At 45.2% G+C, this 11,701-nt stretch carries 12 protein-coding genes and 1 pseudogene; 7 read left to right on the top strand and 6 right to left on the bottom strand.

Translation table 11 applies throughout. The annotated features are described in order from the left end of the window. Positions 1-63: 63 nt before the first annotated feature. The 5 genes from AB5170_RS09640 to AB5170_RS09660 all read right to left on the bottom strand — a co-directional run bounded on the left by AB5170_RS09640 (position 64) and on the right by AB5170_RS09660 (position 4,702). Positions 64-366, bottom strand: coding sequence for an STAS domain-containing protein (locus tag AB5170_RS09640; RefSeq protein ID WP_173718860.1), 303 nt, complete (start codon positions 364-366; stop codon positions 64-66). Positions 367-521: 155 nt separating this feature from the next. Then, positions 522-2,234 carry a S8 family peptidase gene (locus tag AB5170_RS09645; RefSeq protein WP_368361624.1) on the bottom strand — a complete coding sequence of 571 codons (1,713 nt, stop codon included), beginning with the start codon at positions 2,232-2,234 and terminating at the stop codon, positions 522-524. A gap of 50 nt (positions 2,235-2,284) precedes the next feature. After that, positions 2,285-3,043 carry a prolipoprotein diacylglyceryl transferase gene (locus tag AB5170_RS09650; RefSeq protein ID WP_368361625.1) on the bottom strand — a complete coding sequence of 253 codons (759 nt, stop codon included), beginning with the start codon at positions 3,041-3,043 and terminating at the stop codon, positions 2,285-2,287. A gap of 16 nt (positions 3,044-3,059) precedes the next feature. Further along, positions 3,060-3,854: an arginase family protein gene (locus tag AB5170_RS09655; protein ID WP_368361626.1), complete on the bottom strand. Its 795-nt coding sequence runs from the start codon at positions 3,852-3,854 to the stop codon at positions 3,060-3,062. After that, a complete protein-coding gene (locus tag AB5170_RS09660; RefSeq protein ID WP_368361627.1) occupies positions 3,842-4,702 on the bottom strand; it encodes an HdeD family acid-resistance protein in 861 nt (286 codons plus the stop codon). The genes AB5170_RS09655 and AB5170_RS09660 overlap by 13 nt, the downstream gene beginning before the upstream one ends. A gap of 231 nt (positions 4,703-4,933) precedes the next feature. Between AB5170_RS09660 and AB5170_RS09665 the strand changes: the two genes are divergently transcribed. Genes AB5170_RS09665 through AB5170_RS09680 form a run of 4 tightly spaced genes read left to right on the top strand, consistent with a single transcriptional unit; the run spans position 4,934 to position 8,993 of the window. After that, entirely contained in the window at positions 4,934-5,716 is a 783-nt protein-coding gene (locus AB5170_RS09665; RefSeq protein WP_173718863.1) for a GDSL-type esterase/lipase family protein, read from the top strand. After that, positions 5,713-6,291, top strand: coding sequence for a DUF4358 domain-containing protein (locus AB5170_RS09670; RefSeq protein WP_368361628.1), 579 nt, complete (start codon positions 5,713-5,715; stop codon positions 6,289-6,291). Before AB5170_RS09665 ends, AB5170_RS09670 begins: the two co-directional genes overlap by 4 nt. A gap of 13 nt (positions 6,292-6,304) precedes the next feature. Continuing rightward, a complete protein-coding gene (locus AB5170_RS09675) occupies positions 6,305-7,693 on the top strand; it encodes an MBOAT family protein (protein WP_195992546.1) in 1,389 nt (462 codons plus the stop codon). A gap of 49 nt (positions 7,694-7,742) precedes the next feature. Further along, positions 7,743-8,993 (top strand): DHHW family protein, encoded by a 1,251-nt coding sequence (locus AB5170_RS09680; protein WP_368361629.1) that lies wholly within the window; start codon positions 7,743-7,745, stop codon positions 8,991-8,993. 7 nt (positions 8,994-9,000) lie between these two features. Here the strand turns inward: AB5170_RS09680 and AB5170_RS09685 are convergent. Next, positions 9,001-9,048, bottom strand: a pseudogene (locus AB5170_RS09685) (hypothetical protein); the annotation flags it as partial. Between the two features lie 316 nt (positions 9,049-9,364). On the opposite strand from AB5170_RS09685, the gene AB5170_RS09690 reads away from it, so the two are divergent. Genes AB5170_RS09690 through AB5170_RS09700 form a run of 3 tightly spaced genes read left to right on the top strand, consistent with a single transcriptional unit; the run spans position 9,365 to position 11,486 of the window. Continuing rightward, positions 9,365-10,459 (top strand): ABC transporter ATP-binding protein, encoded by a 1,095-nt coding sequence (locus AB5170_RS09690; RefSeq protein ID WP_173715683.1) that lies wholly within the window; start codon positions 9,365-9,367, stop codon positions 10,457-10,459. 12 nt (positions 10,460-10,471) lie between these two features. Beyond that, the gene (locus AB5170_RS09695) at positions 10,472-11,365 is read left to right on the top strand and encodes a carbohydrate ABC transporter permease (protein ID WP_118583647.1); all 894 of its coding nucleotides are present in this window, start codon (positions 10,472-10,474) and stop codon (positions 11,363-11,365) included. Next, a complete protein-coding gene (locus AB5170_RS09700; protein WP_368361630.1) occupies positions 11,349-11,486 on the top strand; it encodes a DUF6783 domain-containing protein in 138 nt (45 codons plus the stop codon). The genes AB5170_RS09695 and AB5170_RS09700 overlap by 17 nt, the downstream gene beginning before the upstream one ends. Positions 11,487-11,701: the final 215 nt, after the last annotated feature.

Consider the following 11,701-nt stretch of genomic DNA (forward strand, 5'->3'; position numbering starts at 1 on the left):
ACCGGTTCCTCACATGGTAAGTTCTCTGACCACTCCTAAAACCTGCCAGACCTGCAGCGCGTGTCACTCTATTGTTAAAATATCCGTAAACCCTGTAATCTCAAAGACTTCCTTTACAACTTCTCCCACATGGATCAGTTTCATACTTCCTTTTTTATTCATAACCTTCTGCAATTTCAAAAGCACACGCAGACCAGCAGATGAAATGTACTCAAGATCTGCAAAGTCAAGCACCAGTTCCTGTGTATCTTCCAGTTCCTTCTCTGCAAAAACATCCAATTCAGGAGCTGTGGTTGTGTCCAGTCTTCCTGACAGCATTACAGTATCTTTTGTTCCTTCATTTTTCTTTTCAATCTTCAGGCTCATATTCTTCTCCTTTTAAATCGGATTATTTTCACAGCTTTTCTCTTATGTCTATCAATTACTCTGATAAAACATTCTTCGTAAGGTTTTCACCGTATTTTATGGGTTTATTATACAAAGAATCAATATTTTGTGTCAAGTTTTATCAAGGATTTTTATCACGCCAATAACTCAAATGTATGATAAAGATCCATTCTCCCGAATCCCCAGTCCCGATTTGGATACTGCATCCGTTCTTCACGCTCCGCACCTCGTGTAATATAATTTTTCACGCTCGAGCCGGTAAAATAGGGTTGATTCCCACGTATCACCGCCCATTCGAACAAAAGTGCAGCCGCACCGGCAGTCTGAGCGGCAGAAAGGCTGGTGCCGGAGGCATTTCCGTAAAGACCGTTTAACAGGGGTATCCGGATCTGGACACCTGGGGCTGCTACCTGTGGAACTACATTTCCATCCGGCATAAAGCCTCTGCTTGCCTGGACATACAGGCTGTTGTCACGATACTGGTAAGCAGTCACGGTAATACTCTCCAGTGAATCTCCAGGTGCCGTCACTGTATTATAAGGCGATGGTTCCAGAAAATAGGTTTCCTCCGAAATCAGCCCCTGAACCGGCAGCCACATATGAAATCCTACATTCTGCCCATCTCTTCCTCTAACAAAAATACGCCAGATTCCAGGTACCGGCTGGATAAATTGAAAATATACCAGCGTATATCCGGTCTGCCTCTCAATAGAAACATAATTTACCTTCACCCTTGTTTCCACAAAGACAAAAGATAATTCCTGCGTCACCGCCCCCAGTGAAGCGCTGATATCCAGAATTTCCCCTGTAGGAGACTGCAAAGAAAGATTATAAATTTCTGGCGGCTCGCCCCAGAATTCCATGGTAAATCCTGGCTCCTTGTTTCCAACGCGAAGCTCCGCCAATGCCTGGTTTTCTCTCTCTGTAAGGCGGCCTGCGTAATGATGTCTTGCCGCTCCCTCATTTCCAGCTGCAACAGAAACTGAAATCAGCGAATACTGGGAAATATAATCCACATAAAGACTCAGTGGATTTTTCCCGATATGTGCTCCCTGGCTGCTGCCAATTCCAAGGCACAGAGAAAGAGGCATTCTTCTGTCATTCGCAATTCGCACTGCAAAATCCATTCCCATCATAATGTCATTTTCCTGGAAAAGCTCCGCTTCTGCAGGGAAAAGATAGAACTCCCGGAGATATTTTTTCGCAGGCTTCACTTTCACAATGATCAGTATGGCTTCTGGTGCGGCTCCAGAAAAATTCTCCTCAGGAAAATAATTTCCAGCCGCAATAGCAGCCATTCTGGTTCCATGGCCATCCGTATCCACAGAGGGCACAATTTCCAGAGGATTTCCGGAAGCCAGTGCCTGATCAATATCCTTTTTCCAGAAGACACGACCATAAGGCACTTCTTTCCCATCTCCCTCTAAGGTCTGGTCCCAGATGCAAAGGATTCTGCTGCCCATTTCGTTCTGAAAAACCGGATTCCGATAGTCAATTCCGGAATCCACAACCGCAACAGCTGTTCCGCTTCCTTTCAGCTGAAGGTAGGGCTGTTCCTGAAGCCGGGTAATTCCGGAAGCACTAAGGCCTCCAAGATCCATATGCGTATAACATTTTGGAATAAAACTGTAGGAATACGTATTGATATTCAACGTTCCAATTTCTGTCAAGGGTGCATAGACTACCCCGTAAATCCCGTTTATTTTCTGAAAACTAAAACCTGGGACATCGCCCAGGTCTTCCTGAAAATAGCCCATATATTTTACAATAAAATCCGCATACATCTCGTCCTGTGCCGGTGAAACTGACTCCTGCATACCCCAATTGCCCGCGTCTTTATTTTCCATAACTGCCCCTTAAAGCTTTTTTCATTTAAGAGTATGCTTTATTTTTCATTTCAATGACTTGAAGCGTGTTTTCTCTGTACCAGCATCACAATTCCTGCCAAAAATGTAAAGACCGAAATAAACTGCGACGTAGAAAGCACTCCCACACTTCCTCTTGCCAGATCCCCGCGGAAAAACTCCAGCACAAATCTTCCTGCACTATAAAAAATCAGATATGCCGCCGCTGTCTCTCCATCTTTTTTCTGGCTTCTAAAAATCAGGAGTAGCAAACCATAATGAAGAAAGTCAAGAATACTGGAATAAATCTGCGTAGGAACCAGCGCCACCCCATTTGGTGCAAAAGCAGACGTATGAAACGTAATGGAAAAAGCATCGGACGTTTCTTTTCCGTAACAGCATCCTGCCAGCAGACACCCAATTCTTCCAAATCCCTGTGCAAGCGCTACAGAAGGCATTAACGTATCAAAAAACTTCAGAAAATCCAGTTTTTTCACCCTGCAATATACATACGCCGTGAAAATTCCACCAACAATTCCACCAAATACCACAAAGCCATCGGTCAGAGTAGCACTTAGGAACCCAGGATTCTCCAGGATGCTTTTCCATTCTGTAATCCAATACAGAATCTTGGCGCCCAGGAATCCTCCCACTACGCACCATACCACCAGATAAAAAACGTGTTCATAGGGCAGTTTCCGCTTTTTCGCCCTGTATTCTCCGGTAAAATAAGCTGCCAGAATTCCAATGGCAATCATCAGTCCGTACCCATAGATCGTAAATGGACCAATCCGCAGAAGTTCATTTTTCATAAATTATTCTCTCCATTCAAAACCATTTTTTCCAGAACCATAAAAGTTCCTTGTTTGCATGATCATTTTTAGGACTTTCCATACTCTTATCCGGATCACATTCCCCGCAAATATCCACCTGCAGGATTTTTCCATTCTCTTTTTCAAAATGAGAGCACAATGACAGAAGTACTTTCAGCATCTCTTCTAAAGTCATATCCCCCTGACTCCAGGTAGTGGCTGCTTCCTCCGGGCAGAGCACATCCTTATCAATGGAAACATACAGCGGTATATTGGCAGGAATTTCCAAGCTTCTGATCAATTCTTCCTCAGAACCTTTTTTCTCAGCCATATGCGATCTTGCCTCAGCCAGCCTCTCCCTGGACAAAAAATGCACTCTGTCCTTAAAGGGTTCTTCCACCTGCCCATACGCTTCCTCATCCGGCCCGATCAGCCAGACCTCCTGAAGCTTTTCCACCTCTTCCAGTGCACTTGCAATCCAGCCCCCGCAGGACAAAAGCCCTCCGAAAGCAGGAAGCTGCATGTCTGTATGATTGTCAAATACCAGCAGGTTGAAGGGCTCTTTCACCCGCCCGTTCCCGATTCTGCTCATATAATGATAATTTCCGGAATCAATAAAATAAATTCCGGAGACCGGATATTTTTCCATTCGTTCCAGAATCTGCGCCTGGGCATCTCCATCGCAATAGCAGTTGGTTCCTGAAATATCACTCAGGTCTATCCAGGAAATCTGCTCTCCCTCATAGAACTGCTCTTCCTGGTAAATTCCAGAAAAATCCATGATCACAATGTTCCGCTTCAATCCTTCCATTCCTCCAGAATTTCCTCTTCTTCCTGCTTCTGATCCGTCTGCTTTTCCAGATCGGTCTGATCTGTCTGATCTTCCTGATTTGCCTGTTCTTCCTGATTTGCCTGTTCTTCCTGATTTGCCTGTTCTTCCTGATTTGCCTGTTCTTCCAGAGCACCTGTATTTTCAGCACCAGATTCGACTGTCTCAGTGTCAACCTTCTTCGCAGGTTCAAAACCTGAGTCCGGTGTTTCAGCATCTGTCACAGCCACATCAGCATCTGTCACTTTATTCTCTTTCTTTCCATCACCAGCTGATCCATCCTGAATCTCTTTTTTCAGCCCATGTTTCAGAATCAGATAAAAAATAATATCCAGCACTCCGTTCGCTACAAAAATACATCCTGAAATCTGTACGGTCATCCTGATTTCAGAAAATGGATTTACAAGGATCAGCACTCCAAGTCCTATAAAAATCAGACTTTCAACCAGAAATGCCTTCCAAACGCCCTGCCCGCGCTTCTTCAGTTTCATACTGCCGCGCATCATCCAGATGCTGTCCACCAGAATAAAAGCTCCTAGCATAAGAGTCAGCAGTTTCACAACCACAGTTGGATTCATAAACAAAAAGATACCGATCACCAACACGATCACACCGGAAAAAAGATCCAATATGGTAGAATTATCCTTTTCCAGAACAAAGATCAGAATGTGATAAATACCGGCCCCGATCAGAACCAGCCCAAATACCACCTTGCACAGAACATTCACCGTTTCTACAGGCATCAATGCCAGACACAGTCCAAAAAGAATATAAAATACAGATGTTGGAATCTGTCCTCTTAAAATTTTGCTTTTCTTCTCTTCCATCATTTAACCTCCTGTTATCCTCCGGTTCTTTTTGGACAGTATAAACCTTTTCGTGAAATTCGTCCACAAAAAGCCGGAAAAAGAGTATAATTTCCTATATAAAAAATCCATTTTTATACTTGAAGTTTTTCCCTGTGGTATTATAATGAATGTCGAAGGAAAATGAATTATGTCGTAACTGTTCAAACAGGGAACAGTTCCATTATATCTAATTTTTTATCGGAGAATTAAATTTTGAAAAATATAAAAAACAACAAAACCATTCTTGCCGTTATCCCAGCTGTCGTAGTGCTGGCTGCAGGGGTAGCTTTTTTTTGCTCTCGTTCAGGCAATACTGACAAACAATGTCAGGAAACAGTTGAACGTCTTCAGAAGCTTGAAACAGCCGATATCTCCAGTATAGAGGATGCGATCCGTGCACTTTCCGAGAAAGAAAAGCCCACCGGATCGGACTCAGAGGAGGGTGTTCTTGGCGATATTCTCACAGATGTACAAATTAAACAGGCATTTCAGGGAACTGTTATTGTAGGGGACTCTATTACAGAATCAATTGCAGAATATGGTTTTCTTGACACCAGTATTGTAGTTGCCAAGCTGGGACTTCGTATTGACGATGCAGATGACCAGATCAATACCGCCATCAGTCTGAATCCAAGCGTATTTTTCCTGTCCTTTGGAGCAAATGACCTGGAAATTTACAATGGTGATTCCTCTGCTTTTATTGACGCCTACCGTGTGAAAGTGAAACAGATCCAGAATGCTCTTCCGGATACTGCCATTTACATCAACAGCATTCTTCCCATCCAGCAAAGCGCCATCGACCAAAGTCCTGCCCTTGCTTATTATGACAGCTTTAATCAGGCACTCAGGGACTTTTGTGACGAAATGGGATGCACTTTTATAGACGATACATTCCTTGTAGACGAAAGCATGTATGAGCCGGATGGTGAGCATATGGTTTACAACTACTACCCCAAATGGCTTACTTATATGGCAGAAAGGGCAGGTCTCGTATGAAGCTGAATACCAAACGAAATATCCTCTCAGATTTTTCCGGCAAACTGAGCGGCAATCTGAAGAAAAATAAAAATCAGGGAACCAGCATCCTTTCTGATTTCAAGCTTACCGGTTCCCTTATCATAAAATCCGTCATGGTAATTTTCCTGGTTGTCTATCTGGGACGCCTCTATGTGTCCGACTACGCAGCAGACATATCCATGGACAAAATATCTGCATCCCTTGAACAGGTTTCCGGTGTTACGGACCTTAGTGAGCCAGGGGTTTCCGGTCTTCGCCGTTTTTATCAGATTGATGAGAATGACATAGACAGCTGCTTTTTCCGTAAAGCAGCCTCCCCAATGTCTGTAGACGAAGTTCTGGTAGTTAAGGCTAATTCTTCTTCTGAGGCAGGCGCCTATTTAGAAGCAGCTCAGGCTCATCTTGAAAGTCAGAAGAACATTTTCGAAGGCTATGGAACTGATCAGATGGCACTTCTCGGAGAAGCTTCTGTAGAAAAGCGCGGTGCCTATGTCTGGTATTTCTGCGGTGAAAACGCCCAGGAACTTCGCCAGGCTTTATTATCCATGATATAGGAGAATTGACGTTATGGTATTTAACAGTGTAATTTTTATATTTTGTTTTCTTCCCATATTTCTGCTGATCTACTATTTCGTGCCGGCCAGGGCCCGTAATCCGGTACTTTTCGCAGGAAGCCTTTTCTTTTATGCATGGGGAGATCCTACCTATCTGGTTCTTATGCTGTTTTCCAGCTTTTTCAATTATTACATGGGCAAAGAGCTTGGGAAAATAACCGATGAAGATCCGTCCCGCAAGCGAAACCTTATTTTCGCAGTAGTGATCAACCTTCTGATCCTGGGATTTTTCAAATACTGGGGATTTCTTCTTGATACCGTCAGCGGTGTCACAGGACTGAAGCTTACCTATCCGCAGCTTGCATTGCCCATCGGACTTTCTTTCTATACCTTTAAGAATCTGTCCTACATCCTGGACATCTATATGGGAAAAACAGAACCCTGTAAAGGATTTTTTCCATATGCCGTATACAGCACCATGTTTCCGCACATGACAGCCGGACCCATTGTCCGCTACACTGACATTTCGGAATCCATCAGCCGCCGCAGTATAAACACAACGCGCCTCGGTGCAGGTGCAGAGCTCTTTATCAAGGGGCTTTCCAAGAAGGTTCTCCTTGCAGACAATCTTTCCGCTCTGTACACCACCCTTCAGTCTTCCGGTACTACCTCTTTTGTGGGAACCTGGCTTGCCATTGGCGCATATACACTGGAGCTGTATTTCGATTTCAGCGGATATTCCGATATGGCCATCGGTCTTGGACAAATGCTGGGCTTCAATTTCAACAAGAACTTTGATTATCCTTACATTTCCACCAGCGTCTCTGAATTCTGGCGCCGCTGGCATATTTCTCTTGGAAGCTGGTTCCGTGATTACATCTACATCCCACTGGGAGGCAACCGTGTTTCCACAGGCCGACATATCCGCAACATCCTTGTGGTATGGGCACTTACCGGTCTCTGGCATGGCGCCAGCTGGAACTTTGTGTTCTGGGGTGTTTACTACGGTCTCCTTCTTCTGGCAGAGAAATTCCTTCTTGGACGTTTTCTTGAGAAGGCACCCGTCTGGCTTCGCAATTTATATACCATGTTTGCCGTGATCATCGGCTGGGTATTTTTCAGCCAGACCACACCTGCAGCCATAGGAAAAATGCTGGGAGCCATGTTTGGATTGGGAGCTTCCTGCTTCGCAGACCGTGCCTCCCTGTATGCATTGAAATCCGGACTGATCCTGATGATCATTTCCGTGATCAGCTGCCGTCCGGGGCTTTACCAGTATTTCAAGCGCCTTGCAAGACGCAATACTTACCTTGCCGCAGTGATAAACGCAATCCTGTTTTTCCTCTGTATTGCGTATATGATCTACAGTTCCTACACACCATTTATGTATCAGCAGTTCTAGAGTAAATTTGAAAAAGCCCTGAACTGGTACCATATTAATTGGAGGACCCATGAAAAAGAAACCAAACGGATACCGCTATTTTTATCACCTGACCGGATGCCTTTTCGGAATCTTCATCCTGGCAGTACTGATAATGAATTTTTTAGTTCCGGACCGGGGCTTTTCCCAGAAGGAAAACCGTGTGCTGGCCTCCCGTCCGGCCATCAGCGTTTCACAGCTCACATCTGGCAAATTTGCGGATGGTTATGAAACCTATGTAAATGACCAGTTTTTCCTTCGTGACTGGTGGATCACACTGCGCGCCACAGCTCAGCGTATCCTTGGAAATACGGAAGAAAACGATGTTTTTCTTGGCAAAAACGGCTACCTGATGGAGGATTTTACAGCACCCTCCCAGGAGCGTCTGAACCGTACCGTAAACGCTATGATAGATTTTGCAGCAAGGCATTCTGATCTATCCCAGTATGCGCTGATCGCGCCAAATGCCGTGAATATCCTTTCAGATAAGCTCCCTGCCCTGGCTGCTGCCACTGACCAGAATCCTTATCTGGACGCAACTGCCGCTGCTCTTGAAAAGGCAGGTGTCACTTTCGTGGATGTGCGTGACACCCTTTCCCAGCACAAGGATGACGGAATTTATTACCACACAGACCATCACTGGACTACTCAGGGAGCTTACTTTGCTTATATGCAACTTGCAAAGGTACTTGGAATCGATTCTTCTTCCATCTCCTACGACAAGCTCCCGGTTTCCATGAGCTTCCAGGGAACCCTTTCTGCCAAAAGCGGTTTCCGTGCTTCTGAGAAAGAAGAAATGGATGTCTTTCTTCCAAGAGATGACTCGGTTCCTTCCTCTGTTGTAAATTATGTAGACGAACAGAAAAAAACAGCCAGCTTTTACGATACCAGCAAGCTGGAAACCAGAGACAAATACGCCATGTTCTTTAACGGAAACCATGGCAAGGTTGTGATCACCACCCCTACAGAGGAAAACCGTACCTTACTTGTGATCAAAGACTCCTACGCAAACAGCCTGATCCCTTTCCTGGCGCCTTACTACCGCAAGATTGTTATGGTAGACCCTCGTTATTTCTATGACGATCTGGAAGAACTGATGCAGGTAGAGGAAATTCAGGAAGTACTTTATCTGTATAATGCAAATACATTCTATTCAGATACTTCCCTGGAGCTTGCACTTATGCCTCAGAGCAGTACAGATTCCACACCTGACAGCATTGAAACGGATAACACAGATACTGCTTCTTCTGACAACGCTTCTGCTGACAATCCAGAAGCTTAAAGCGTATCTGAAAAAGGCTTTCTGCAAGATATGCGTCACAATTTGTGGGAATGATTTTTCAGACATACTTTAGTCTTATTTCCTTCTGCCAGACAGGCAGGAGGATTTTTTTTCCAAATTTCATTGTACAACTCATGCAAATTCGCTATAATTACTTTATTAAGCAGCTATTTTCTGCAAGGTGTTTTTTGGAACGCAGTTCGCAGAAATCCCAATAAAACAGAATCCTGCAAGTAGGATTCTCCGCCTGCGGCTGGTCGCCTCCAGCGACATCCAGCGCGTGTTTGAAAAAGGCTTTCCGCTGCAGTGCGAAGCGGGTAACTGTGAAGGTACTGGACAGTTACCTTTATTAAACATTTAGGAGCGAAATTATGAAAATAGTATTAGAACATCTCACAAAGCAGTTTCCGCCCCGTGGAAGAAAGGCTCAGGAGCCGGTCACAGCTGTAAGCGATTTCAATTTCGAAATTCCTGACGGTCAGCTGATCGGGCTTCTCGGTCCCTCCGGCTGCGGGAAAAGTACTACCCTGAATATGATCTGCGGCCTGGAGAAACCAACCAGCGGCAGAATTCTTTTCGGCGATGATGATGTGACTTCATTTCCCCCAGAGCGGCGCGGCGTTGGTATGGTATTTCAGAATTATGCACTTTACCCCCACCTCACAGTGAAGCAGAACATCCTCTTTCCTCTTCAGAATCTGAAAGGAAAGGACAAGCTTTCCAGATCCCAGATGGATGAGCGGGCTCAGAATGCAGCCCGTCTGGTGCAGATCACAGAGCTTATGGACCGACGTCCTTCCGAGCTCTCCGGCGGTCAGCAGCAGCGCGTAGCCATTGCCCGTGCACTTGTAAAAATGCCCCGCGTACTGCTTCTCGACGAACCGCTCTCCAACCTGGATGCCAGACTCCGCCTCCAGACCCGGGAAGAGATCCGCAAGATCCAGCGGGCTACAAAGATCACAACTGTCTTTGTCACCCATGACCAGGAGGAGGCCATGAGCATTTCCGACATGATCGTAGTCATGAAGGATGGTGTGGTACAACAGATCGGGAAGCCCCAGAACGTTTACGACAGCCCTGTAAATCTGTTTGTTGCCAAATTCCTTGGTACCCCTCCCATCAATGTATTCGAGGGACAGATCCGTGGCGGAAGCCTTTACATCGGTGAAAATGCAGTTCTTCTCACACCTGGGATCTCCGACCAGCCGGTTTCTGTGGGAATCCGTCCGGAGGGATTTATCCCCGATGAGAAGGGAGCGCTCTGCTGCCAGCTTGGCGGCATGGAAGTAATGGGCCGTGACATCTCCGTTGTCTCCACCCATGCATCCTCCGTAAATCCTGTGATCCGCTCCATCATCAGCTCTGACACCCAGATCCGGCTTGATGCAAAAACCGTCCGTTTTTCTATCAAGCCAAACAAGATCTTCCTGTTCCGGCATGATACTGGTGAACGGATCAACCTTTAAAGGGAGGCTCCTATGAACAAACGAAACTTCAAAGGCTGGCTGTACCTTCTGCCGGCTATGCTTTTTCTGGGTATTTTCATGGTCTACCCTCTTATCGATGTTTTTATCTATTCCTTTGAAGAGGGCTATAATTCCGCTTCCCAGACTTACTATGGGACAGGTATGTACAACTATTCCTACGTCCTTCATGACCCATATTTTCTCCAGGCGATCCGGAATACCTTTATCCTGGTTGTGATCACAGTGCCCCTTTCCACTTTGCTGGCACTTCTGATTTCCGTTGCCTTAAGTTCTGTGAAGGCTCTGAAAAAACTTTTCCAGACCATTTACTTTCTGCCATATGTAACCAACACACTGGCCGTTGGACTGGTATTCATGATTCTTTTCAAAAAAACCGCTTATTCCGACGGACTGATAAACCTGGTGCTGAAGCTGTTTGGACAGGGACCTGTAGATTTTATTGACGGACCATACTGGGCGAAGATGCTGGTATTATGTATTTATACCATCTGGATCGTTATGCCATTTAAGGTACTGATCCTTACCAGTGCCCTGGCTTCTGTAAACCAGAATTATTACAATGCAGCCCGGGTAGACGGTACCTCCAGATTCCGTATTTTTATCCGGATCACCCTACCGATGATCTCTCCCACTGTTTTCTATCTGATCATCACTGGTTTTATCGGTGCATTCAAGGCTTACAGCGATGCAGTTGCCCTTTTTGGCACAGACTTAAACGCAGCTGGCATGAACACCATCGTAGGTTATGTTTACGACATGCTTTACGGAAATGGCGGCGGCTACCCGTCCTATGCCTCAGCAGCAGCGATCCTGCTGTTTGTTATTGTTTTGACAATCACCTGCATAAACCTGCTTGTAAGCAAAAAACATGTATACTACTCGTAACGGTGAAGGTTCACCCTCTTTATCTGAAAGGTATTTTCGGGTAAAATCTCTCACAAATTGTGACGTACATTTTACAGAAAGCCTTTTTCAAACACGCTCTAGTACATCGTTTCGTAAATAACTACACCAATCGCGTAGGATGTGGATTCGAGTGTGCAGGCATAAAAACGCAGGCGTAGCGGGCTACGCCGAGACTTTTATGCCTGTGCAATCGGATTCACAGACAAGTGAGTGGTATAGTTATTTCGAAAACGATGTACTAGAGCGTGTTTGAAAAACATTCTAAGTTGTTCATTTTAACCAAATTAATATTGAGGCAATGCATATAATTCCTAA

Source organism: Ruminococcus sp. RTP21484sp1_RTP21281st1_A8_RTP21281_210402 (assembly GCF_040914025.1).
Classification (GTDB): domain Bacteria; phylum Bacillota; class Clostridia; order Lachnospirales; family Lachnospiraceae; genus Blautia_A; species Blautia_A faecis.

Coding starts and splice junctions, on each gene's coding strand:
- AB5170_RS09690 (WP_173715683.1), top strand. CDS start 9,365: ATGAAAATAGTATTAGAACATCTCACAAAGCAGTTTCCGCCCCGTGGA.
- AB5170_RS09680 (WP_368361629.1), top strand. CDS start 7,743: ATGAAAAAGAAACCAAACGGATACCGCTATTTTTATCACCTGACCGGA.
- AB5170_RS09640 (WP_173718860.1), bottom strand. CDS start 366: ATGAGCCTGAAGATTGAAAAGAAAAATGAAGGAACAAAAGATACTGTA.
- AB5170_RS09655 (WP_368361626.1), bottom strand. CDS start 3,854: ATGGAAGGATTGAAGCGGAACATTGTGATCATGGATTTTTCTGGAATT.
- AB5170_RS09675 (WP_195992546.1), top strand. CDS start 6,305: ATGGTATTTAACAGTGTAATTTTTATATTTTGTTTTCTTCCCATATTT.
- AB5170_RS09650 (WP_368361625.1), bottom strand. CDS start 3,043: ATGAAAAATGAACTTCTGCGGATTGGTCCATTTACGATCTATGGGTAC.
- AB5170_RS09695 (WP_118583647.1), top strand. CDS start 10,472: ATGAACAAACGAAACTTCAAAGGCTGGCTGTACCTTCTGCCGGCTATG.
- AB5170_RS09670 (WP_368361628.1), top strand. CDS start 5,713: ATGAAGCTGAATACCAAACGAAATATCCTCTCAGATTTTTCCGGCAAA.
- AB5170_RS09645 (WP_368361624.1), bottom strand. CDS start 2,234: ATGGAAAATAAAGACGCGGGCAATTGGGGTATGCAGGAGTCAGTTTCA.
- AB5170_RS09700 (WP_368361630.1), top strand. CDS start 11,349: ATGTATACTACTCGTAACGGTGAAGGTTCACCCTCTTTATCTGAAAGG.
- AB5170_RS09660 (WP_368361627.1), bottom strand. CDS start 4,702: ATGATGGAAGAGAAGAAAAGCAAAATTTTAAGAGGACAGATTCCAACA.